This window comes from Chitinophaga sp. CCNWYY40, assembly GCF_037483205.1.
In the GTDB taxonomy this organism is placed as follows: Bacteria; Bacteroidota; Bacteroidia; order Chitinophagales; family Chitinophagaceae; genus Chitinophaga; species Chitinophaga ginsengisegetis.
In genome coordinates, this window is sequence record NZ_JBBHLF010000001.1 from 1 (window position 1) to 25,464 (window position 25,464).

At 45.6% G+C, this 25,464-nt stretch carries 18 protein-coding genes and 1 riboswitch; of the genes, 13 read left to right on the forward strand and 5 right to left on the reverse strand.

Annotated features, from left to right (window positions below; genetic code table 11):
- Positions 1-269: 269 nt before the first annotated feature.
- A complete protein-coding gene (locus V7S65_RS00005) occupies positions 270-614 on the forward strand; it encodes a winged helix-turn-helix transcriptional regulator (protein ID WP_336386627.1) in 345 nt (114 codons plus the stop codon).
- Positions 615-650: 36 nt separating this feature from the next.
- Here the strand turns inward: V7S65_RS00005 and V7S65_RS00010 are convergent, their stop codons facing one another.
- Complete coding sequence (locus tag V7S65_RS00010) at positions 651-2,123, reverse strand: M28 family peptidase (protein WP_336386626.1); 1,473 nt, start codon at positions 2,121-2,123, stop codon at positions 651-653.
- Positions 2,124-2,374: 251 nt separating this feature from the next.
- Here V7S65_RS00010 and V7S65_RS00015 point away from each other — a divergent pair, with 251 nt between their 5' ends.
- The 8 genes from V7S65_RS00015 to V7S65_RS00050 all read left to right on the forward strand — a co-directional run bounded on the left by V7S65_RS00015 (position 2,375) and on the right by V7S65_RS00050 (position 16,354).
- Positions 2,375-5,464, forward strand: a complete 3,090-nt coding sequence (locus V7S65_RS00015; protein WP_336386625.1) for a SusC/RagA family TonB-linked outer membrane protein — start codon at positions 2,375-2,377, stop codon at positions 5,462-5,464.
- A 39-nt stretch (positions 5,465-5,503) separates the two neighbouring features.
- Entirely contained in the window at positions 5,504-7,162 is a 1,659-nt protein-coding gene (locus tag V7S65_RS00020) for a RagB/SusD family nutrient uptake outer membrane protein (protein ID WP_336386624.1), read from the forward strand.
- Between the two features lie 91 nt (positions 7,163-7,253).
- Positions 7,254-9,461 carry an alpha-galactosidase gene (locus tag V7S65_RS00025; RefSeq protein ID WP_336386623.1) on the forward strand — a complete coding sequence of 736 codons (2,208 nt, stop codon included), beginning with the start codon at positions 7,254-7,256 and terminating at the stop codon, positions 9,459-9,461.
- 6 nt (positions 9,462-9,467) lie between these two features.
- A complete protein-coding gene (locus tag V7S65_RS00030) occupies positions 9,468-10,541 on the forward strand; it encodes a UDP-glucose--hexose-1-phosphate uridylyltransferase (RefSeq protein ID WP_336386622.1) in 1,074 nt (357 codons plus the stop codon).
- A gap of 49 nt (positions 10,542-10,590) precedes the next feature.
- Complete coding sequence (locus tag V7S65_RS00035; RefSeq protein ID WP_336386621.1) at positions 10,591-11,607, forward strand: GntR family transcriptional regulator; 1,017 nt, start codon at positions 10,591-10,593, stop codon at positions 11,605-11,607.
- A 12-nt stretch (positions 11,608-11,619) separates the two neighbouring features.
- Entirely contained in the window at positions 11,620-13,218 is a 1,599-nt protein-coding gene (locus V7S65_RS00040) for a solute:sodium symporter family transporter (protein ID WP_336386620.1), read from the forward strand.
- Positions 13,215-15,224: a hypothetical protein gene (locus V7S65_RS00045; protein WP_336386619.1), complete on the forward strand. Its 2,010-nt coding sequence runs from the start codon at positions 13,215-13,217 to the stop codon at positions 15,222-15,224. Before V7S65_RS00040 ends, V7S65_RS00045 begins: the two co-directional genes overlap by 4 nt.
- Positions 15,225-15,271: 47 nt before the next feature.
- Positions 15,272-16,354: a DUF2652 domain-containing protein gene (locus tag V7S65_RS00050; protein WP_336386618.1), complete on the forward strand. Its 1,083-nt coding sequence runs from the start codon at positions 15,272-15,274 to the stop codon at positions 16,352-16,354.
- Between the two features lie 35 nt (positions 16,355-16,389).
- Here the strand turns inward: V7S65_RS00050 and V7S65_RS00055 are convergent, their stop codons facing one another.
- Positions 16,390-16,764 carry a winged helix-turn-helix transcriptional regulator gene (locus tag V7S65_RS00055; protein WP_079468852.1) on the reverse strand — a complete coding sequence of 125 codons (375 nt, stop codon included), beginning with the start codon at positions 16,762-16,764 and terminating at the stop codon, positions 16,390-16,392.
- 216 nt (positions 16,765-16,980) lie between these two features.
- On the opposite strand from V7S65_RS00055, the gene V7S65_RS00060 reads away from it, so the two are divergent.
- From V7S65_RS00060 to V7S65_RS00075, 4 genes are all read left to right on the forward strand, one after another.
- Positions 16,981-17,811: an SDR family oxidoreductase gene (locus V7S65_RS00060; protein WP_336386617.1), complete on the forward strand. Its 831-nt coding sequence runs from the start codon at positions 16,981-16,983 to the stop codon at positions 17,809-17,811.
- Positions 17,812-18,108: 297 nt separating this feature from the next.
- Positions 18,109-19,062, forward strand: coding sequence for an alpha/beta hydrolase (locus V7S65_RS00065; protein WP_336386616.1), 954 nt, complete (start codon positions 18,109-18,111; stop codon positions 19,060-19,062).
- Positions 19,063-19,157: 95 nt separating this feature from the next.
- Complete coding sequence (locus tag V7S65_RS00070) at positions 19,158-19,997, forward strand: SDR family NAD(P)-dependent oxidoreductase (RefSeq protein ID WP_336386615.1); 840 nt, start codon at positions 19,158-19,160, stop codon at positions 19,995-19,997.
- 37 nt (positions 19,998-20,034) lie between these two features.
- Positions 20,035-20,949 (forward strand): helix-turn-helix domain-containing protein, encoded by a 915-nt coding sequence (locus tag V7S65_RS00075; protein ID WP_336386614.1) that lies wholly within the window; start codon positions 20,035-20,037, stop codon positions 20,947-20,949.
- A gap of 754 nt (positions 20,950-21,703) precedes the next feature.
- On the opposite strand, the gene V7S65_RS00080 is transcribed toward V7S65_RS00075, so the two are convergent.
- From V7S65_RS00080 to V7S65_RS00090, 3 genes are all read right to left on the reverse strand, one after another.
- Positions 21,704-22,834 carry a DUF5074 domain-containing protein gene (locus V7S65_RS00080; RefSeq protein ID WP_336386613.1) on the reverse strand — a complete coding sequence of 377 codons (1,131 nt, stop codon included), beginning with the start codon at positions 22,832-22,834 and terminating at the stop codon, positions 21,704-21,706.
- 175 nt (positions 22,835-23,009) lie between these two features.
- Positions 23,010-23,221, reverse strand: a riboswitch (cobalamin riboswitch).
- Positions 23,222-23,385: 164 nt separating this feature from the next.
- Positions 23,386-24,750, reverse strand: coding sequence for an aldehyde dehydrogenase family protein (locus V7S65_RS00085; protein ID WP_336386612.1), 1,365 nt, complete (start codon positions 24,748-24,750; stop codon positions 23,386-23,388).
- Positions 24,747-25,463 (reverse strand): gamma-glutamyl-gamma-aminobutyrate hydrolase family protein, encoded by a 717-nt coding sequence (locus tag V7S65_RS00090; protein WP_336386611.1) that lies wholly within the window; start codon positions 25,461-25,463, stop codon positions 24,747-24,749. The genes V7S65_RS00085 and V7S65_RS00090 overlap by 4 nt, the downstream gene beginning before the upstream one ends.
- Position 25,464: the final 1 nt, after the last annotated feature.

Here is a 25,464-nt window from a genome sequence, read left to right on the forward strand (position 1 = left end):
GTAGGACTAAAAACTTATATTGTAAACTTCAAACAGGATTATCTAACAAAAGTGTAAACCTATACCAGGACTAGACCCAGGCAGCCTGAGTGCATGGATAGTGCATTAATAGTGCATGAGGAGTGCATGGGAACAGTATAGATAGTGCATGGATAGTCCATCAGGTACCCATGTCCGAAGTACCGGACACGCATCCGTGAGGCAACAGGGATACCTACTTTTTAGTATATAAAGGCAAAAAAACGGGAATACGGAAGTAAATTTCCGGTATGAAAGATTTCCGGCATCAGAACAGGCTGTATTATAGTCCTGTTGAATTTGCAATGAATTATATCGGGGGTACCTGGAAAATGCCTATCCTGGTGGCGCTTCGTGAAGGACCGGTCCGGTATGGCGATCTGAAAAAGTCCATATCGCATATCACCGATAAAATGCTGATTACGCAACTGCGCGACCTGGAAGAGAAAAACATGGTGACCCGGAGGGCATATGCTGAAAAGCCCCCGCGCGTGGATTATGCGCTCACCGAAAGGGCAAAGCAGGCATTGTCTGTTATCGATGCACTGCATGCCTACGGCGCATTCCTGATGAAGGAAGAAGAGATTACACTATAAGGAAGCAGCGACTGCGGCCGCTGCTTCCTTATACATTTACCTTTCCAGCTGGAAGCCGGGTTCCATTGCCGGCCGCTCTGCCAGGTTGGATACAGTAAAGCCGGTGGCATACATCCACCGGGCTATTTTTGTCAGCTTTTCTATATTGATAGTAGCCGCTTCATCGCCCGGGGTGTGATAAAGCGCATGTGGCAATGAGCTGAAGTAGAGTACCGGGATATTCTTTTTCGCATAGGGATAGTGATCGCTGCGGAAATACCATACTTCCGGATGGGTGGCTTTATCCCATGCCGTATCCAGTTTGAATCCCGGTCCTTTACGGTTTTCTTCCACTCCTATTTTTGCCAGCGCGGAAGAGCTGAGGTGAGGCGGGATGAGGCCAAGCAGGGCGGCGCTGTCGGGCGCATTATTGCCGATCATATCCGCATTTAATACAGCTACCAGTGATTCCCGGGGCACCGTTGGATGATCCGCAAACCAGGTGGAGCCAAACAGTCCTCTTTCTTCCGAACCATGCCAGATGAACAGGGTGGAGCGCTTGCCCGGTTGCTGGCGGAAGGCCCGGCCAATGGCCAGCAGGGCAACGCTTACGCTGGCATTATCATCGGCGCCATTGTAAATAGAATCGGCCACTCCGGGTACATTCCTTACCCCGTCATGATCCTGGTGGCCGCTGAACACCACATATTCTCCTGCCAGCTTAGGATCGCTGCCTTTTACTTTCGCTACCACATTTACCGAAGGGTAGGTAAAAGATTCAGAGAAGATGTGCGCTTTCAGTTGTTGCCCTGGCTGCTGTACCAGCGGCAGTGCATCCTGCTGCAGCCAGATGATGGGAACGCCGGTTAACAGCTGCCGGTGAAAAAGACTGCCTTCTATCTGGTAGGAACCTCGGTTGTTATATTGTGTGGCTTTGCCCCATCCTTTCTGTGCCAGTTCATCCCCAACAAAAATAATGGCCACTGCGCCTTTGGAGGCGAGGTACTTTGCCCAGTAGTTCACTACTATGCCTGCGTATCGCGTAGGTACATGCACACGCGGATCATTGATGCCTTTGGCGGAAAACTGCAATGCCACTACTTTTCCTTTTATGGTAGCGGCAGATACGGTGTCGGCATCATTTATAAATACAATGGGCGCATCCACCGCTGCAAAGCTGGGTTCATATACAATGGCGTCCTGCCATAAATGAAACGGCCGGTTGCCTATACTGATGGTGCTGTTGTTACTCACCCGTTCCCGTATCAGGGAAAAGAACTGGAAGTAGGTGCCATCATCACCGGCGGGTTCAAGACCGGCTTTACGCGCCTGTTCCGCCAGCCATACGGATGCCTTTAATTCGTCCAGTGTGCCGGCTTCCCTTCCCCTGAAATGATCGTCGGCCAGGTAGTACAGGTCCTTTTTAATATCGTCCGCTTTTATGGCGTCTATGGGTTTTTTGCTTTGCGCCATTAATGCGCTGCCGGTTAACAACAAGGCAGCCAGTGCGGCGGAGAAACGGTTTGTCATAAGCATATCTTTCTGCAATAAAAATAAGGTAATGAGGGCTAATATATTCATCCCGTTGGCGCACTGGAATTTTTTTTGGAAGTTTCAATACCGGAAATTATATTTGTAAAATAGTATAGTATAGTATAGTACAGATGCAAATAGTACAGGTCAACTAAAAAAGCACGTTATGAATGATTGGATCACAGCGCCGTTCCACGATTGATGTTTCCACCATTCGTATTCCATTTACGTTTTAAATTGAAAAAAAAATGATTGCCAAACACTTGCTGAAATGCGTCATCGCATTTTTTGCTGCGTTTTGTTTGTGCATACCAGCGTATGCCCAGCAGAAACCATTCAAAGGTAAAGTCATCAGTTCCACCGACAAATCACCACTACCATTTATTTCTATAGTTGTAAAAGGCACCACCGCCGGTGCAAAAACAGATGAGGAAGGCCGGTTTGTGCTTACCATGCCCACAGGCAGCAACACAGTGGTTGTTTCGGGAATTGGTTTCCGGCAACAGGAGTTAACACTCACGCAGGATTTCACCACTATTGCCCTGGAACCCTCTGTGGAAAACCTGAACGACGTAGTGGTAGTAGGATATGGCACCACAAAAAAAGCCACGTTAACAGGTTCCGTTGCAGCAGTGAAAAGCGCGGAAATAGTAAGAAGCCCGCAGCCCAATATCTCCAACTCACTCGTTGGCCGTATGCCGGGCCTCATTGCGCCCAACACCAGCGGGGAACCAGGTTACGACGATGCCCGGCTGCTGATCCGCGGGGTGGCTACCACCGGTAACTCTGCCCCGTTAATTGTAATTGATGGCGTACCCAATGCACTCGGTGGATTTTCCCGCTTAAACGCCAGCGATATTGAAAGCATCAGTATCCTGAAAGATGCTTCTGCCGCCATTTATGGCTCGCAGGCAGCGAACGGCGTTATATTGGTCACCACCAAAAAAGGAGAAGCCGGCAAAACAAATTTCAGCTTCAACCTCAACCAGGGTTTTATAAAACCTACCCGGTTGCCGGAATTTGTAGATGCGGCTACCTACGCCACTATCGTAAATGAAATAGGCTATTATAACAATCCTTCACAAGGCCAGCGCCAGCGCTATTCCGATGCGGAAATAGAACTGTTCAGAAACGGGAAAGACCCCGTGTCTTACCCGAACACAGATTGGGAAAAGGAAGTGATGAAACCACTGGCGCCTCAAACTTCCGCCAATCTTTCCTTCTCCGGCGGCAGCAATAAACTGTCGTATTATATCTCCGGCGGCTATCTGAACCAGGATGGATTGTATCGCAACAGTCCACTCAATTATAAACAATATAACATCCGCGCAAACTTCGATATTAACTTCTCTTCCCGGTTTAAAGCAACGGTACAGATGTCTGGCCGGCAGGAAGAAAAGACCGCACTGGCCGGCTTTGGCGCCTCCAATGTATTTGAATTCCTTTACCGCACCTATCCAACACTCCCGGCTTATTATCCGAATGGCATGATGGGCGCCGGTGTGGAAATGGGGAAAAATCCGCTGGCAATGGCACAGTTATCCGGTGCAGATAAAAGACCCATCACCACCGGTAGTATCATTGGTAAAGCGAGTTACGAATTAGCTAAAGGATTATCAGTAGATGGAATGGTATCTATCGACAAGCGTTTTGAATTTGATAAACAGCTGGCTAAAAACTGGATCGTGTACCAGTACGATAAAGGCACACAAACCTATGACGCGGTGAAAGGCGGTCCCAATAACCCTTCCATGTCGGAAAGCCAGATCAACTATACACTCCTGAACTCTTTTCTCCGTTTGAGTTATGATAAACATTTTGGTAAACACCAGCTCAGCGCGTTTGCAGCAGTACAGCAATCGAAAACAACGTATGAAACTTTTGGCGCCGGCCGTCAGAACTATATCACCACCTTGTTGCCGGAACTGAGCCAGGGAGGCGCTTTGCCAACAGATGCAAGTAACTACGGCAGCAGCTACATCATTACCCGCAGAAGTTACTTCGGCCGTATTAGTTATAACTATTCAGAAAAATACCTGTTGGATGTACAGCTCCGTGAAGATGGCTCCTCCATTTTTGCACCGGGAAGACAATACGGATTTTTCCCCAGCGCAATGGCAGCATGGCGTATTTCAGAAGAATCGTGGTTTAATAAAAATACGATCAACAGCTTAAAGCTCCGCGCTTCCTACGGACTGCTGGGAAATGAAAATATTAAACCGGACGATGCGCCCGGCTATCAATATCTTCAAAACCTGAACCTGCAAACCAATGCACTGAGCACATTAACAAACGCAGGACAGCCTTACGGCGCCAATATCCCCACCATTGTATACGCCAAACTGGCGAATCCAAATATCACCTGGGAAACAGCAAAGAAGGCCAACATCGGTATAGACGCTTCTTTATTCAATCACTTTAATGTTACCCTGGATGTGTTCAGTGAAACGAGAGACAATATCCTGGCGCCGAGAAATTTAAGTATCCCCGGCGTAAGCGGTATCAGCAGCAGCCAGATCCCCGACGAAAATATCGGTAAGGTTACCAACAAAGGCATTGAAGCCTCCGTGATGTATGAAACCCGCTTCAACGACGTAAAATTCAATATCGGTGGTAACTTCAGCTTTATCAAAAACAAAGTCATCTTCCTGGATGAAGCGCCGGGTACCCTTTCTTACCAGAAAGTGGAAGGACACCCGATCAATGCCGGCCTGTACTACCGCAGCATCGGCATCTTCAAAGACCAGGCGCAGATCGATGCTACACCACACGCTCCCGGCACCAGGCCCGGTGACCTGATCCTGGAAGACTACGACGGCGATAAGGCAATTACCGCTGCCGACCGCGTAAGAGTAGACCAGAACAATATTCCGCAAATCGTATATGGCATCACGTTAGGCGCTTCCTGGAAAAGTTTTGATGTAAATATTTTATTACAGGGACAGGGGGAATCCGCACAATACCTCCTCTGGGAATCCGGTGAATTTGGCTCCTTCCTCAAGGAATGGGCAGATAACCGCTGGACACCGGAGAATACCAATGCTTCCTGGCCTCGTCCTGTATCCAGACCGAATTCCAGTAACCTCGGTGCATACCCAAGTACTTTCTGGAACTGGAATACTTCTTTCCTCCGCCTTAAAAACGTAGAGATTGGCTATAACCTGCCTACTGCTTTATTGTCGAAAGCATCCATTAAATCGGCCCGCTTTTATGTGAATGGATTTAACCTGCTCACCTTTACAAGAGTGAAACAAATAGATCCGGAAGGCACCGATGGCAGCGGATATTTTTACCCGCAACAGAAAGTGTTTAACGTAGGCGTGAATGTGAATTTTTAAGAGGGGAAACAAATCATTTACTATTTCAATTGCAAAGAAATGAAGACTAAAAATATATCACTGATCCTGGTAGCAGCCGGCCTGGCGGCACTGGGAGCATGTAAGAAAGATTTTCTTGACACCGCACCAACCAGCATCATCACCGATGCTGCCGTGTGGGGCGATTCCTCGCTGGCGGAAGCCTATGTTACAGGAAGATATATCGGTGTAGGCGGTAGTAACGATGGTGGAAAACCCGGATTTGGCCGCGCTTTTGAAGATGCCTGGATGAGTTCTGTAACAGATGAATCCGTGGTAGTATGGGACAACAATACCTGGTTTGTGCAACAGGGCGCCCTCACGCCGGACAGAACCGGCTGGATGAGCGATACCTGGATCAGGAGCTATCGCAGCATCCGGGAAGTGAATTACGCGTTAGCCAACATCGACAAAGTTCCAATGAGCGATTATGGAAAAGAACGGCTGAAAGGAGAACTCCACTTTATCCGCGCTTACCGCTACCAGGACCTGATCCGCAACTTCGGTGATGTGCCTTTGGCCGGCGACCGCGTATACAACCTGGATGATACCAACTTCGATTCGCTTTTTATCCGTAAACCGGTGCAGGAATGTATTCAGTATGCAGTGAATGAACTGAATACTGCCGCTACTATGATGAAGGATAAAAGTTATCCCACTGGCCGCGGCTCCTACGCTGCCGCACTGGCATTGAAAGCGCGCCTGTTGTTATACGCTGCCAGCCCTTTGTATACCAATGGCTCCAATGATAAAACAAAATGGGCCACCGCTGCTGCTGCAGCTTCCGATGTAATAGCGCTGAACAAGTTTACGCTGTATAACAACTACAAAACTTTATTCACCATCAGTGGCACCAGTGAAGATATTTTTGAACGGGTATATTCTCCTACCAACGAACACACCAACCTGGAACTGGTAAACGGTCCCAATGGTTATGGCGGATGGGGCGGAAACACGCCAATGCAGAATCTTGTAGACGATTATGAAATGGCCGATGGCTCCCGTTTCGACTGGAACAATCCTGCAGAAAAAGCAAATCCCTACCAGAACAGGGACCCACGTTTTTATGCGAGCATTCTCTATAACGGCGCTCCTTACAGAACCCGCAACGTGGAAACATTCCGTCCCGGCGGCAAAGACAGTAAAGATGGCAATGGTAACTGGAATACCAGTCCTACCGGCTACTACGTAAGAAAATATATCAACGAAGCCAACCCGGTTGAAAACCCGAACCAGACAGCTTACCAGCCCTGGAAATATTTAAGGTATGCGGAAGTGTTGCTGAACTACGCGGAAGCGCAGAATGAAGCTGTAGGCCCGGATAACACGGTGTATAAAGCGGTGAATGATATCCGCGCAAGAGCAGGCATGCCTGAACTACCCAAAGGATTGTCGGCCGACAGTATGCGGAGCCGCATCCGCAACGAACGCCGCATTGAACTGGCCTTTGAAGAACACCGCTATTTCGATGTACGCCGGTGGAAGATTGCAGAGGTAACAGAAAACGTTCCCGGCTATGGCATATTGCCATCCAAACAACCCAATGGCGCCATCGTATACACAAGAATTATTGCACTGGACAACCGCAAATTTGATAAAGCAAAAAATTACTGGGTGCCCATTCCGCAGTCGGAAATTAATTCATCCGGAAGAAAACTCCGTCAGAATGCGGGGTACTGATATACTCCTTAAAATGATACGGATAGCGGGCATACCGTTATCCGTATTGCTCATAAATACCTGTAGCTATAAGTTTAAAAAGATTTTTTTCATGATACGATTCATCCACTTGAAACAGGGCATCTGGTTATTGGCGATGTGCTGCTGCGGACAAGCCTTCGCACAGGATGCCAGGCCATTTACAATCCCTGTGGAATCAAAAAATAATGCCATGGTATTACAGGTAGATGCAAAGGGACAATTGTCCACCATCTACTTTGGTACCAAACTATCCAACGCCGCAGAGTACCAGCAGGTACCAATGGCGTACAAACAAACCGAAGATTATTCAACCGTATCCAATGCTGCCTATACCGCTGCCGGTACAAAAAACCTGGTGGAACCCGCCATCGCGGTAACGCATGCCGATGGCAATAATGCGCTGGACCTGCGTTATGTAAGTCATAAAGTAACTCCCCGCGGAGCAGATGCAGAAGAGATCAGTATCCTGCTGAAAGACCCCGTGTATCCCTTTGAAGTAACGCTGTATTACAAAGTGTATAAAGCTGAAGATGTAATAGAACAATGGTCCGTAATCAGGCACCAGGAAAAAGGAAATGTAACCCTGCAGAAATTTGCTTCCGCCAATCTTTATCTCAAAGCGCCGCGTTACTGGCTCCGGCAGTATCATGGCGACTGGGCAAAGGAAATGCAGCCGGAAGAAACACCGATTACACATGGCATTAAAACACTGGATTCCAAACTGGGTACCCGCGCCAATTTATTCCAGCCACCGGTTTTCATGGTGTCGCTGGATAAACCGGCTACAGAAGACGAGGGCAGTGTGTTATACGGGTCCCTGGAGTGGAGCGGAAATTTCAGGATCGATCTTGAACTCGACAACCTGGATAACTTACGTATCATAGCTGGAATCAATAACTATGCATCTCCCTATGTATTAAAAACAAATACCGCTTTTGAAACGCCGCCTTTCCTGTATACCTTCTCCACCAAAGGAAAAGGAGATGCCAGCCGTAAGCTGCAAAGCTGGGCGAGGAACTATAAATTACTGGACGGAAAAGGAGAGCGGCTCACGCTATTAAATAACTGGGAAGCCACTAATTTCAACTTCGATGAATCCGCACTGAAAAGCTTATTAAAAGATACCAAAGACCTCGGCGTGGATCTCTTCCTGCTGGACGACGGCTGGTTTGGTAATAAATTTCCGCGCAACAGCGATCACGCCGGGTTGGGCGACTGGCAGGAGAACCGCAAAAAACTGCCTAACGGTATTGCTGCGCTGGATAGCATGGCGCAACTTAACGGGGTGAAATTTGGGATCTGGATAGAACCCGAAATGGTGAATCCAAAGAGTGAGCTGAACACAAAACATCCGGATTGGGTATTAAGACAACCCGGCCGCGAAGAACATTATTTCCGTAACCAGCTGGTGCTGGATTTGAGTAATCCGCAGGTACAGGATTTTGTGTTCCGGGTGGTGGATTCGCTGTTTATAAAAGCGCCCAAATTATCTTATATCAAATGGGATTGCAACGCTGTTATTTACAACGCATGGTCCGCTTACCAAAAGCAGCAGCAGTCGCAGTTCTATGTGGAATATGTGCGGGGCTTGTATAAAGTACTGGCCAGGGTACGCGCTAAATATCCCAATGTGCCCATGATGCTTTGCTCCGGTGGCGGCGGCCGTGTGGACTATGCTGCGTTACAATATTTTACGGAGTACTGGCCCAGCGATAACACCGATCCTTTGGAGCGCATCTATATCCAGTGGGAAAACTCTTACTTCTATCCGGCCATTGCCAGCGCCAACCACGTAACCGACTGGGGTAAGCAACCTATCAAATTCAGGGTGGATGTAGCCATGATGGGCAAGCTGGGTTTTGATATTGTAGTAAAGGATTTAAAAGAGAAAGATCTCGCTTTCTGCAAGGAGGCGATTAATAATTATAATGCTTTGAAAGATTTGATCTGGCACGGCGACCAATACCGGCTGGCAGATCCGCGCGAGGGCAGCGTAGCCGCCGTAATGTATCTCGATGAAAAGAAAGCCACCGGCGTATTGTTTAACTACCTGGTAAATTACCGTTATGGCGAAGGCAGCAAATTTCCCATCCGGTTAAAGGGCCTGGACCCTGCAAAGAAATACCACCTGAAAGAAATTAATCTTTATCCCGGAGAAGATACAGTTATCCCGGATAACACTATATTTACCGGCGAATTTTTAATGAACATCGGATTTAATCCACAGCTGAATGTTAAAAGAACCAGCGTGGTTATCCGGATTAACGAAGTATCCTGATTATCTATGAACAGATTCCAGTTAGAAGAGCACCCCCACCAGCGGTTAAATATCTTAACGGGCGAGTGGGTATTAGTATCGCCGCACCGTACCAAAAGGCCGTGGCAGGGCAAAGTAGAGAAAGTAAATAAAGATCCGCTGCCGGAGTACGATGCCTCCTGTTATTTATGCCCGGGCAACAGCAGGATGGGCGGGGATCAGAACCCTGCTTATACAGAGCCTTTTGCATTTACCAATGATTTCGGCGCACTGATGGCAGATACACCTGCAGGCGCTGATGTGACCGACAGCTTATTACATGCACGGGCCGTGAAGGGCACCTGCCGTGTGATCTGTTTTTCCCCGCGGCATGATCTTACGCTGCCGCTGCTGGAAGTAGCAGACATCCGGAAAGTGATTACGTTGTGGCAGGAAGAATTTCGCCAGCTTGCTGCCGATACGGATATAAAGTATATCCAGATTTTTGAAAACAAAGGCGACATCATGGGGTGCAGCAACCCTCATCCACACGGCCAGATCTGGGCAACCAGCGATTTACCGGCGGAGTTGATCAAGGAAACATCTCACCAGAAAAAATATTATGAAGCTACCGGCAAAAGCCTGCTGCAAAGCTATGTAGCTTTGGAGCTGGAAAAGCAGGAAAGGATTGTTTGTGAGAATGATCACTTCGTGGCATTGGTGCCGTTCTGGGCGGTTTGGCCATTTGAAACCATGATCATCAGCAAGCGGCATGTACCGGATCTGCTGCATTTTAATGAAGCAGAGCAGCACGCGCTGGCGGATATTTTAAAAAGACTGACCATAAAATATGATAATCTTTTTGAAACATCATTCCCTTACTCCGCCGGTATGCACCAGGCGCCTGTGAATTCGGGCGATCATCCGGAATGGCACTGGCATATGCATTTCTATCCGCCGCTGCTGCGTTCTGCATCCGTGAAAAAGTTTATGGTAGGGTATGAGCTGCTGGCCAGTCCGCAGCGGGACATTACACCCGAATGGGCTGCCAGGAAGTTACAATCACTGCCTGAAACGCATTATTCACTGCAAAAAGTTGCAAGTGTAGAAAAAACGCAATAGCTTAGTAGGATAGTGTAGTACAGTTAATTCCAGATCAATTTTTCCTTACATGCAGGACGTATACGAACAGATACATGAACTGGACGGCATTCCGGGTCTTTCTAAACATGAACAATTTGTTCAGGGCATCATCAATGCCATCAACTCAAAGTTGTTGTCGAGAGGCGACTCATTGCCTTCTGTGAATAACCTGATCGGGGAGCTTGGATTTGCGCGGGAAACGATTGCCAAAGGTTATAAGGAACTGGTGGAAAGAGGGATTGTGGCATCGCAAAACAGGAAAGGTTTTTTTGTGAGCAGCGACGATACCGGGCAGCAGCTGAAAGTGGCGTTGCTGTTATTTGCGTTTGATACTTTCCAGGAAACATTTTATAAAACCTTCCGGGCAAATCTTGGTGAAAACATCCAGCTGGATGTTTTCTTTCATCATAACAATATCGAGGTATTTGAAAGCATTGTGGCTTCCGTAAAGGGCCGCTACGGGATGTATGTGGTAGCGCCTATCCCTCATCCCAAAACGGCGGAGATCCTGCGGGGGCTGCCGATGGATAAGTTCCTGATGATTGACCGGTACGAGCCGTTACAGGCAGATTGTTCTTACATTGTGCAGGAGTTCGGGGAATCTTCCTACCGGGCATTCACCGCGTTAACAGATACCATCAGGCAGTTTGATGAAATGATCTTTTATTACCGGCCGTCTACCGATACGCCGATAGAAATACTGAAGGCATTCAAACGCTTTATAAAAGACCATCAGATTAACGGTGTTATTAAAACGGAATATGTACCCGGCACGGTGGCAAAAGGAAAAGTATATTACACCATCAATAATACGGAGTTGTGGGCCATCCTGAAAGATTGTGTGGGAAAGAAAATGACGCTTGGAAAGGATGTGGGCATTTTATCTCACAATGATGATGTGGTAAAGGAAATTATCTGTAATGGTATCACCACTTATTCCACGGACTTTAAACTGATGGCGGAGAAGGCAGCAGTTTTTGTACTGAACCGGGAGAAGATCCAGGAAGTACTGCCTACCATGCTGATAAGAAGAAAATCTTTGTAACTGTAATTATTAATGCCACTTTCTACTATTATAAGCTTTGCTTTTTTCGTGGTACTCATGACGGTATTGTCGTGGTACATTACAAGAAGGCACCAGTTGAAAACCGCCGCCGACGTATTTCTTGGCAGCCGTAGTTTAAACTGGCTGGTAATAGGTGGTGCGCTCATCATGACCAACATCAGCGCCAACCAGTTTATTGGTGAAAACGAATCTGTTTTCATCAATAACATGTCTATTATGTCGTGGGGTGTTACCTCTGTATTTGCGATGTTGCTGGTAGGCGAATTCCTGATGCCCATCTATCTGCGGATCGGGGCCGTTACCACACCCGATTTCCTGGAAGTACGGTATGATAGCGGCACCAAGAAAATAGTATCCGTTATTTTCCTGCTCAGCTATCTTGTAAACCTGATCCCAGCCGTATTGTATGGCGGGGCAGTGGCCTTTAACGGTATCTTTCACCTGAATGAGCTGCTGCATATCAGCTATTGGTCCACCATCTGGATGCTGGCATGCCTGATAGGCATCATGGGCTTTTTCTATAATGTATTGGGCGGTTTAAAAGTGATCAGCATCTCCGACACATTGCTGGGCGGTGGTATGATCATCGGTGGATTGCTGCTGCCTTATTTCGGGTTTAAATACCTGGGGCATGGCGATGCGGAAACCGGTTTGCTGACTGTACTCGGAAGCCATACCGATCACTTAAATGCCATTGGCTCGGCGCACGACGCGGTTCCTTTCAGCACTATTTTTACCGGTATGTTGCTGGTGAATATTTACTACTGGGGTATGGAACAGTTTATTGTGCAGCAGGCGCTGGGCTCCGTGAACCTGGAGCAAAGCCAGAAAGGGATTGCGCTGGCGTGTTTGTGTAAGTTATTGTCGCCGCTCATGCTCAATATCCCCGGCCTCATTGCCGTACACCTGTACATCCATCCGCAGGCAACGGCGGAAGTATTTCCCAGGATGGCGGCAGATGTGTTGCCGCCGGTATACACCGGTTTAATTGCGGCCATTGTTTTTGGTGCGGCGCTCAGCACTTTTAATGCGGGGCTGAACAGCGTAGGTACGTTGTTCACCATGAATTTATATAAGCCTTTCATGATAGCCCGCAAAGGCAGCGTAACGGATAAAGAACTGATCAGCAGAACCCGTATTTTCCAGGTGTTGGTATTGTTGTCGGGTATTATCATTGCGCCGTTTATCATGTTGTTCAAAGGCGGCTTTTATAATTATATCCAGATGCTGGCAGGGTTTTTTAGTCTTCCCATTTTTACCATCATGGTGGTGGGAATGGCCACCCGGCACGTTCCGCCGGTGGCGGCCAAAGCGGGGCTGGTATTTTTCCTGGCCGTAAACGTATTACTGCAATGGGTATTTGATACCGGTATCCATTACCTGCATCTGCTGGCGATTACCTTTGTGGTAACGGCGGTGCTGATGCTGATCATCGGCAAAATAAAACCAATGGCAGTACCTTATCAGCCGGCAGTAATCCCGGTAGTATCCGTGGAGCCGTGGAAAAACCGGCACTGGTACAGCGCTGCCTTATTGATATTAATGGTGTTGCTATTTATGATCTTTTCACCACTAGGACTTGCAAAATGAATAACGCTCTGATCTGGTGCAGATACTTTTTATCTGTTACGGGAATGCTTTGCCTGTTAACGCCGTTACACGCACAACAGGCCACTCATGTGAAACATATTCCTTTCGGGAAAAACAATTATATCGCCTACGATTTGCGCAAAGGCACTTACTCCGTTTGGACCGGAAATAAAGAAGTGATCCGGAATGCATTTGCTTTTTATGAAGATGCCCACCGGCCTGATACCCTCACTGCTACCCGTACTTTTGCCAGTGCACGCATAAAAGACCGGATGGGAGAAGGGACCCGGTATGTGATTACTTCTGCTGGTAACGGCATAAAAAAACAGCAGGTATTTTATGTGTATAAAGGGAAAGATGGTTTTTATACGGCTGTAACCCTGCAGGGAAAAGGCGCGCGCTCCCGGGCCATGAGCCCTTTAACAGGAGAAGCCGCGATGTATACCAGCGGGGTAGTGGTGCCCTTTGACAATGATGCCTGGATCAGGTACCGCGTAGCGGACCAGCAAGGCCCGGCATTCACCAGTTCAGAAGTAACCGCGTTGTACGATAGTGTCACCAACGCCGGGCTCATACTCGGCTCAGTAGAACACAGCAACTGGAAAACAGGGGTAAAGGTGGAAAATTCACGCATTTCTGTGGTGGCGGGGTGGACTGACAGTCTTGTTACCCGCGATAAAATACCCCACGGCATCGTTACGCAGGGCGATACCCTGTGCAGCTCCCCGAAGATCCTGGTGCTGCCCGCCGTCAACTGGCGCAAAGGCATGGAGCAATATGGCAGCGCTAACCGCCTCGCCGAACCCCGCTATATTTTTGAATGGACCGGGGCAAAGCCGTTGGGCTGGAACAGTTGGGGAAGCATGCAAACGAAATTAAACCTGGCTAAAGCCAAACAGGTTGTCGATTTTTTTGCAGACTCCTGTAAAACATTCCGTGGTAAAGACGGCAGCATTTACATTGACCTCGACTCCTATTGGGATAACATGACCAAAGGCGGCATGACAGGCGATTTCAGCCAGCTGAAAGAATTTGTGGCGTATTGCAGACAGCGGGGATGTAAGCCCGGCATTTACTGGGCGCCGTTTGTAGACTGGTCCAAATCCTCCCGCGTGGTAGAAGGAAGCCACTACAATTATGAAGAAACCTGGACAAAAGTAAACGGGCAATACCACGATTTTGACGGCGCCCGCGCAATGGACCCTACCCATCCTGCTACCCGCGAGCGCATCGCTTATCTCATTAAACGGTTCAAGGAAACCGGCTTTGAAATGATTAAGATTGACTTTATCGGGCATGCAGCCATAGAAGCAGATGCGTATTATGATCCGTCCGTGCATACGGGCATGCAGGCATTCAGGAAGGGCATGGAATTCCTTGTAGATCAGCTGGATGGCAAGATGCTGGTATACGCCGCCATTTCGCCCGGTATGGCCACCGGCAGGTATGTGCATATGCGCCGTATTGCCTGCGATGCTTTCAAAAATATTGACGAAACAGCCTATACCCTCAACGCTACCAGTTTGGGATGGTGGCAAAATAAAGTGTACGGTTTTACCGATGCAGATCACGTGGTGTTTGCAGGCGCCGCTCCCGGTGAAAACAGGGCCCGCCTTACTTCTGCCATCGTTACGGGTACCGTTATTACCGGCGACGACTACTCCGCGTACAGCAGCGCTTCCGGCGTAGCGCAGCAACTGCTGCAAAACCACGATGTGCTGGAAGCGGCACAATTGCCAAATGGTTTTGTTCCGGTGGATCATCATACCGGTGATACGCCGTCCAGCCTGTTTGTACACAACAGCGGCCGCTTTACCTACCTGGCCGTGGTGAACTATAACAAGCGCCCCACCACCTTTGAAGCTGATTTTAGCAAGCTTGGACTCGGCAGCGGGGAATATCTCTGTAAAGAATTATTCTCCGGTAAAACATCTACGGAGAAAGGGAAGATCCATATAACTGCAGATGCGGCAGATGCCATGATCTTCCGGTTAGAAAAGAAATAAAGGAAGAGCGGTCATGTGCCATTTTATCTCTAACTTTAATAAAAAAAATGGAAAATAAAGGGCTGCTTTTTATTCCGGATATAAGTGGCTTTACCCGTTTTGTGAATGAAATAGAGATTGAGCACAGCCGCCATATTATCCAGCAATTATTGGAACTGCTGATAAACGCTAATCAGTCGGGCCTGGAAGTGTCTGAAGTTGAAGGTGACGCCATCCTGTTCTATAAGTTTGGATCCCCGCCGGAACTGGAAGTACTGTATAAGCAGGTGGAAAAAATGTTCTGCGAATTTCACCGGTACCTGGTCAACTACAACCACCGTAAAATTTGCCAGTGCAAAGCATGTGTATCCGCTATTGACCTCACCCTGAAGGTAATTACCCACTATGGCGAGTTCACCACCTACCAGGTGAAAAATTTCAGTAAGCTGATAGGGAAAGATGTGATTGTAGCGCACCAGCTGCTGAAAAATGATATTGAACAACATGAATACTGGCTGGTAACAGACAACCTGCTGCAGGATGAACCACCGGAAGGACTGGCGCAATGGATGACATGGGATGCCAGCACCAAACAAACAGAAACAGGCGCTATTCCTTTCCATTACACTCATTTAAGTGAACTGCGCAATGGGTTGCCGCCTGATCCTGATCCACAGATAGAGCTTAATAACAAAACGAAAATGATTTCTGTGTCGAAGGAGTTTGACACGGATATCAAAACGCTTATTTATACTGTGGTGCATTTTGAGTTCAGGCACCTGTGGCAAACAGGTGTGAGCGCAATAGATGAGGTAGAACATTTTCTGCCTGGTATAGGTAGTCGTCACCGCCATGTGATGGATAACGGTAAAGAGGTGATCATGTACACCAGCAGCTTCTCGTACGATCCCGAACAAAAGGCGTTGTTCAGTGAAACAGATGAGAAGCGGCATAGTGCTTTCTACTATACGGTTGAAAAGATAACAGACCAGAGAAGCCGGTTGACGATAGATTATTATCTTCCTAAAAATTTTATACGGCAATCTTTGTTCCGGCTCACGGAGAAAGAAAAGATGGAAGCAGATTTGCGGAAATCGCTCGAGAAGCTGGAACCTGTTGTAATGAATATGGTATTGCCGCTTGATTTTTAGAAAGAGGGTAATACCTGGATTAATGGGCTATTGTATTAAATCCCAGTCCTATGCATTGAAGCAGGCATATTCTTTTTAATCCTCTCTCTATGCTGCTTGCCCCATTTCTCCATAGATGTTAACACTTCAGCGACGCTGTGACAATAATCAGTAAGCGTATATTCTATTCTTGTCGGATAATCGTCGTAAACTTTTCTTGAAATCAGTTCATTTTCTTCTAGGTGTCTCAATTCTTTCGATAGCACACGATTTGTTATTCTGGGAATCGATGAAAGGATTTCATTAAATCTTTTATTTCCGTGATAAACAGAAATAATAATAGGCAGTTTCCATTTACCACCGATTACATATTGTGTGTCTTGTACGAATTTGATTTTATCCTCAAAATTCAATTCTTCTTTTTTACTCATTTAAGTATCCTTTTGTATACAGGTATCAAAAGTATATCTTTTTGTCGATAATTTTGACACGCACAATTAAAAACTAATCAGAGATGAGAAAGACCTGGTTTATTACAGGAAGTTCACGAGGGTTGGGCAGAAGCATAACAGAAACTGTTCTGAAAAAAGGAGATAACGTGGTGGCAATTTTCAAATAACATAAGTAGCAATAAAAATTATATTAAAATGAATAATCAAAAAGAACAGGTTTGGTTTATAACCGGAGCTTCAAATGGTTTTGGCTTAGCACTAGTAAAGCAATTATTAGATGCAGGGTATAAAGTTGCTGCAACTTCGAGAGATAAGACACAAATCGAGGAAAAACTAGGACAAAGTCCTGGTTTACTAGCACTTACAGTTGATATTACCAGCGATGATGATGTCAAAAGAGCGATTGAACAAACGGTTGCCAAATTCGGTAAAATCGATGTTGCGGTAAACAACGCAGGCTATATGCTTTTGGGGGCTTTGGAAGAAGTATCCGATAAAGAATTTCGTCAATCTGTAAATGTAAATGTATTTGCATTTCAAAATGTAATCAGGAATGTAATGCCTTATTTCCGCAAGCAGGAAAGTGGACATTTTTTCAATTTTGCTTCATCTGCCGGATATTCTGCTGATGCGTGTGCAGGTAGTTATAATGCTGTAAAATCAGCTGTTATAGGATTCTCCGAAGCATTGGCATTGGAAGCAAAACCTTTTAATGTAAAAGTAACCATTGTTTCACCGGGACTTTTCAGGACAAACTTTTTAGGAGCATTTCCGGTAGCTCAAAATAAAATTGAAGCATACGGCACACAACATCTGGTTGATGCAATGAACCAATATAACGGACAGCAGCCAGGCGATCCCGATAAATTGGTAAAGATTTTAATTAATTCCGCGGGAAAGGAGAATGCCCCTTTACATTTGTTGATGGGAGGAGATGCCTACGAAAGAGCTGTAAATTATTACAAATCTCAACTTGAAAAACTGGAACAATTGAAAGAGTTGAGCCTCTCAACCGGATTTGAATAAAACCCTGTATTTGAACACAACCCTAAGAGATTTGGATACAGTCAGCTTCTTGATATTCCTCAACTTTGGTTTATAATTTAAAAGCGAAATTATTAAATCTTATGAGGGGAACATGTATGATAATTGGGTGCTTAAATGAAGGAGATTATTTATATGAATGAATGTAAGAAAAGACGGGAATTTCTTCCTGTCAATGAAGATAAAACATAATGTTTTTTTACAGTAAGCATTATGATGTGCATTTACACAATTGGATTTTCTCAAAGCAACCTAAATAATAATTAAAAAAATAATAAAATGAAAAATCAAGAAGTAATAACTGTAGATTATCAGCAGTTAAAGGAAGGAAAGAACAGGGTTTATTTTATGAGCCAGAGTTATAAATTAGCTGGAGATTTATACTTACCAGCAGGATTTGACAGCCAAAAAAAGTACCCTACAGTTATTTATACCCGTGTGGGTACACAAGTGAAGGAACAAACCGGAGCAACATATGGCAATAAGCTTTCAGCAAAAGGTTATGCTTTCTTAGTGTTCGATCCGAAAAACTTTGGCGATAGTGAGGGAGAAATCAGAAACTATGAATCCATGCATAATATGATTCCCAATACCACTGATGCAATAAGCTTTTTAAGAACACTGAAATTTGTTGACAGAGGCAGATTTTATGGTCTTGGGGCTTGCGCTGGTGCTCCTTATATCTGTAATGTAGCTATTGGAGATGCCCGGATAAAAGCAGTAGCAACATTGGTTGGTAATTTTGATGCAGCTGCCAGTTTATTTGGGGCTTATCAGAAAGATCTTCTTGACAAAATGCTGCAGACAGCGGCAGAAGCTAAGCAGAAATATTATGAAACCGGAGAATATGAAACCGCACCTATTTTTGGTGGAATGCCTTTGCCCCCACCTGATAGTGCGTCAAAAGCGATGAAAGACGCATATGGGTATTATTTCCTTAGAGCCGGGCAAGATAAGTGCCCTAACTATTCTCCTAATTATCCCACTGTAGGTTTGCCTGTTGATCCGGCAAGGGTATTTATGAACCAGGCAAAGTATTTTACTACGCCATTTTTGGTTATTGCGGGAAGCGAAGCATTTACACATGACATGGACAGAGAGGTATATGAAATGGCGGCGGGAGAAAAGGAATGGGTGGTCATAGAAGGGGCATCACACATGGATTTGTATGATATTGACAAATTTCTTGACCCTGCAATGGATAAGGTTGATGAGTTTTTCAAGAAGCATTGAGTGCGTACAGTAGGATTGCTAAAATAATGCAATCCTGCTGTATAGTATTAAATCTTAATCTGATAGAATTCATTTAATGAAATTAATAGGTAAATATGGACAATCGAAAAATCTGGTTTGTGACGGGTGCTTCAAAAGGGATGGGCTTGTTACTCACAAAATTATTATTGGAGAAAGGTAACAAGGTTGCAGCAACATCAAGAGATTCAAATTCACTAAAGTCAAATATTGGCATAGAAAGTGACCATTTTTTACCACTTGGATTGGATATCACAAATAGCGAGGATGTTAAAGAGGCAGTTAATCAAACAATCCAATATTTTGGAGGGCTGGATGTTGCTGTTAATAATGCGGGATTTTCATTTATTGGCAGTTTGGAAGAATTAACAGATGAAGAATTCAGAAAAGCTTTAGATGTAAATTTGTTCGGAACGGTAAATGTGATTAGGGCTTCGATGGCACAATTCAGAAAACAGCGTTCCGGGCGAATAATAAATGTAGCCTCAGCTGCCGGGTATTGCGCTGGGCCGAATATCGGTAGTTACGTAGCATCAAAATTTGCAATGGTTGGCCTCACAGAGGCATTGGCTTTAGAAGCGAAACATCTTAACGTGAAGCCTACAGTGGTATTACCGGGGTCTTTCAGGACTAATTTTTTAGATGAAAGTTCTTTGAATTATGCAAGGACTCCTATTATTGACTATGAAAGTGCAAGTACATATCAAAGTTACGCAGAAAGAGCTGGAAAGCAGCCCGGTGATCCAGAAAAACTGGTTGCAGAACTGGTAAATCTGGTCAATATGGAAAATCCTCCGGTTCATTTAATACTGGGACCTGACAGCTTTAAAATGATCATGGATAAAAGAGCACGAGATTTGAAAGAGTTTGAGGTCTTTAAAAAGATATCATTATCTACAGATTTAGAAATAAATTAACTGGAATAATATTGTATTCTGCAAATACCCAATCAATATGAAAACAGAGAGGCCTTACCATATCAAATCAATATCAGAATATCATGACTTATTAGGTGTGGAAAAGCCACAGCACCCTTTAATTAGTTTGATTAACCATGAAAATATTAAGAATTACTCTGAGGAGAAGTTAAGAAGCAAAACCTATGATTTCTATACCATCAGCAGGAAAATAAATTATACTGGTACGATGAGGTATGGACAGCATTACTATGATTTTCAGGAAGGTGCAATGGTTTTCCACGGACCCAATCAAGTCATTGTTTCTGAACTCGCAGACAACGTGAACTTACAAGGTTGGACAATGCTGATACACCCGGATTTTATAAGGGCTTATTCTTTGGCCGCAAAGATTACTCAGTTTGGCTTTTTTTCTTATGCTGTACATGAAGCTCTTCACCTCTCCGACAAGGAAGCAACAATTGTTGAAGAAGTAATGGACACTATCCGAAAAGAATATAGTTCGAGGATAGACGTTTATAGTCAAGATATACTTATCTCACAAATTGAGTTGCTGCTGAATTATTGTAACCGGTTCTACAATCGGCAGTTTATAACAAGGAAAACAGCAAACAGTGAATTGCTTATCAACTTTGAAAAGTTAATGAATGATTATTTTGAGGGAAATAATCTTTCCTTAAAAGGAATACCTTCTGTCCAGTATTTTTCCACCGAACTGAATATGTCTGCTAATTATCTAAGTGATATGCTTAGAAGCCTTACGGGTCAAAGCACACAACAGCATATCCATGATAAACTAATTGAAAAAGCCAAACATATCCTAACCTCTACCAATATGACGGTCAGTGAAATTGCTTATGAATTGGGTTTTGAATATCCGCAGTCTTTTAGTAAGCTTTTTAAGAAACAAACGAACATTACACCGCTTGAATTCCGTCAGTCATTTAACTGAATGTGAGTATCACATTTTGTATTGGTTTATTTAAGTGCCAAATAGCTTAAATCGCATAGCGTTACAGCCATTGGATTTAAAGATTAACTTCTGGTTAGATAACCAGAAGGAGTTTCGGAAAGCCTACACTTACCTTTATTAATTAAATCATTTTATGAAGAAACTATTTTATCACAGGATCATCTACAGGACTTGGCGGAGCAACAGCGATATTATTTGCTCCAAAGGTTGGAATGTAATTGCAACCATGAGAATTCCGCAAAAACAAGAAGGACTTATCATCAATATTTAATCGGCGAGGGTAGAATGGCATTTCCTTTAGGAACGCTTTATCACCCAAAGCGCCCTATCTGCTGATGCAGTTGCACAGTTTATTTTTGAAACCTCAACTGACGGCAAAAATCAACTGAGGTACGTTATTGGACAAGACGCTAGAATGCTTTTGTCGAAAAGACAAAAAGGATGAAACTTTTATGAACAATATAAAAACACAATTCGGAATTTAAAATGTATGTAATAGCAGGGCTGCCAGGTTCAAGTCTAAAATTACATCGGAAGGGTTAAGGCAGGAAGATTTCGATTTGAGTATGGCGGTAAATTAGACTTCTAGATAGAAAGGGAATTAATGGATGAATAATTGGGAAGCGAAAAAGAGAAGGTGTCTCACCATCCTGCTTTTAAAGTGGACATCTAAGCCCCACATAGATGTTCTGTCCCGTAAAAATTTTGAGGCACCCTCTCTTTATTTCATCCTCTACTCATGAAACACAGGCATGGCCGGGAAATACCATCCGTTGTAAGTGAGTGTTTTTTTCAGTGTAGCGGTAGTAGCGTCATACATCAGTACCCTGTTCACATCTCCGGTGAAAGAGCCATTCAATGTAGTCATTACCAGTTCATTTTTATCCTTGTTATACGCAGCACCGGCGCCATAGAAATATTGGCCGGAAGGCAGTGTGATAAAAGGAGATGCAAGCGATGCGGTGTTGCCAATGATATAGCGGTACAATTGGGTACCACCGGCAAAACCGTTGTTACGCACAATGTAAACAGCATTCTCCGTCGTAGAGGCAGTGATAGCCGCGTGGCGCCACGCTCCCCACGGAGACGGTACAGTGAAAGGCAGTTTCACGGCAGTGCGCACCAGTGTAGCGGGGTCTATGCGGATCAGGGAATCGGAGTTGGTAGCATATACGCCGCCATCTTTACCGGCAGCGAAGGCCAGGTTAGCCGCGCCGAATTTTTTTACTACAGCGTACGTGGTGCTGTTTAAAGCAACGATACCATCTGTTTGGGACAACACGAAAATATAGCTGCCGGCTTTTAACATATCACCGGTGTAACCGGCTACACCAGTTACTTTAGCGCCTACTGCAAGGGAAGGTAACGTAATGGGATATACGCCATCGCTTGCACTCAGCAGTCCGCGGGTGGCATCCACACCAATAAAGGCATGACCATCATTACCTGGCAGGGTAGTGATACGGCCGGTTTCAACCAGGCTGCCTGCATCTGTTACTACCAGTGGGCCGCCGGCTTTTACAACGATATACATTTTGCCGTTGAATACAGTGGCATACTGCAGGGTATTGGAAGGGCCACCCAATGCGCCTGTGGGGTTTTCTGCATGGTAAATATTGGAAACAAGACTATCGCCGCTGTAGGAATAGAAATGCAGATCGCCGGTACCATGACCAAACCATCCTTCGTTAGCGATAAAGAATCCATTGCCGTATTTACCGGCGATTAATGATGCCGTAACGCCGCCGGTACCCGCTTCGTTGGTACGTTGGCGTTCGAGGGGTTGTAAGGCATCATCTTTTTGACAGGAAGCAACAAACAGCATTAATGCTGCAGACAGAAAGGATAATAACTGTTTTTTCATATTTATTGTTTTGTTAAGAAAATACGACGCACTTTTCTCCGGGGTAAGAACCCTGGAAAAATGATCATAATACCGGTTATCCTCCCGGCATCACGCCTAAGGCTAAACGAAAAAGAATAACAGCGCATAAATGGCTGGCAGGCCTACATTCATGGCATTTCACCCGAAAGCGTTGAATGATCAATTACAAAAGGCAGGTCTTCTGGCTTACCTGCTTTTCCGGGACCTTCCCATCTGCCGGACAGGCAGACAGTGGTATGGAGTTCATCCGGAAAAACAATTTATCTGACGATAAATGCAGGATTACAGCTACGGGGATAGCTCCGGTTTTACACCGGATTCCCTTTTAATCCGCCGCGGGGCGGAACCAAATGCGGAGGCAAACCTACGGTAATTAGGTATAAATGCCAAAATGAAGTGGAGGAGGGTGTGGGCAATGGATGGATGGCTCCTTTATGGCCCGTATGTTGGCCCCTTTGTGGCCCCAATAAAAAAAGCGTGATACAATTCAACATTGCATCACGCTTTCGTAAAAAGCACGTATATAAAACTTATCCTTTCATCTGCCACGCCTTTGTTTTCGTAAACGCCCTCAATCCCTGGTGCGATAACGTTGCGCCAAAACCTGAATGCTTTCTGCCTGCCCACGGTAGTCCTGCTGTAACCCGGTCGCAGCAATTCCAGTAGCCGGTGCCTGCATTTACCTGTGAAAGAATTTCCTGCGCACGTTCCCCGTTGGAAGAGTATACCGAAGCAGTGAGCCCGTACTCCGTATCGTTCATCAGTTCGATGGCTTCTTTGTCACTGCTTACTTTCATGATGCCTATCACCGGACCAAAGCTTTCTTCCTGCATAATTTTCATGTTGTGATCCACATCTGTGAGGATGGTGGGCTCAAAGAAGTTGCCTTCATGCACAATGATATGGCCGCCAAGTTTCAGGGTGGCGCCTTTTGCACGCGCTTCCAGCACCTGGTTTTCGAGTACTTTTAGTTGTTCTTTCCTGGTGATGGCGCCAAAGTATACGCCGTCATCTGTGGGCAATCCCAGTTTCCAGGATTTAACTGCCTTTACAAATTCGGCTACATATTCGTCGTATACTTTTTCGTGTACGTAGATGCGTTCTACAGCGCAGCAGCTCTGGCCGTTGTTATAAAAGGCGCCATCGGCGGTAGCTGCGGCCACTGCTGCAATATCTTCGATATCGTCTGTTACATAAAGCGGATCTTTGCCGCCAAGTTCAAGTTGACAGGGCAACATCCTGGACGCTACTTTTTCATAGATGTATTTACCGGTTTTATAGGAGCCGGTAAAGAAGTAACCATCCACGCGCAGGTCCATCAGGTTTTCGCCGGTGGCTTTTCCACCAATGGCTATTTTGAAAGCATTTTGTTCAAGGCCGGCGTAATAGAAAAGTTTCTCTATTTCCATACCCGTGAGGGTAGCGTATTCCGAGGGTTTGTACAATACGGTGTTACCGGCCAGCAGCGCGGGAATAAAAACATTTACGCCTACCAGGTAGGGATAGTTCCAGGCAGAGATATTGCAGATAACCCCCAGTGGTTCGTAAGAGATTTTTTCCTTTAGTGTATCCGTATTGGTTACCCATTCGTCCGACAGGTACTTCTCTGCATTGTCCAGCATCCAGTTGATCCGGGCTACAGCGCCGTTGATTTCATTGCGCGATTGCTGCAATGGTTTTCCTGATTCGGAAGTAAGTATGCCCGCCAGTTTCTCTACTCTCTTTTCCAGCTGCTGGTTGAACCGGGCAATCACTTTGATACGCTCTGCCAGTGGTTTGGCCGACCAGTGGGCGAATGCCAGCCGGAGTAATGCGGTTTTCTCAACTACTCTTGCCAGTGAATCTTCTCTGAGAACGGCGAGGGTTTGTGCGGTGGCAGGATTAAAGATTCTCATTTCGTATGGTTTCTAACTGCTTGAAGAAATTGTGTTTTGATTTGTTGGGAGAGCGGGTTGCTTTCCTTCTCCGGCATTCTTTCCGGATGCCATTGCACGCAAAGCATAAATCCTTTACCGGTTTTATCTTTGAATTCAATACCCTCAATCATTTCATCGCTGGTATCGGAAGTGGCGCTCACCATAATATTTTTCCCCAGCTTAGCCGGATGGATGCCCTGGTGATGCGCACTGTTCACCTGTCCTTTTTCCTGGCCGGTAACGGCGTACAGCAATGAATCTTTCCGGATGTTTACTCCATGTATTTTATCGCTGGTATCTTTTTTATGAATTTTGTTGGCGGCTTCGCCGATGTCTTCATATACTTTTCCGCCTTCGAGGATATTGATGTATTGTAGTCCGCGGCAGATGCCCAATACAGGCAGCTGTTGCTGTTGGGAATACTCATAGATGCGTTTTTCAAAGGCATCCCTTTCGGGCAAAAATTCATGCGGCTGATGCGGATAGTTTTCAGCGCCGCCATACAGCGAAGGAATTACATCTACGCCACCGGTGAGCACCAGGCCATCGCAGGTATAAATATCTTCCACGTTATTACGCAGAAAGGAAAGGATCACCACTTCGAGGTCATCACCGAGGTCTTCGGGTGTAAACCAGTTTTCATAATTGGCAAAACTGGCTTCCGTATAGCTGATCCCTATCTTTTTCTTCATG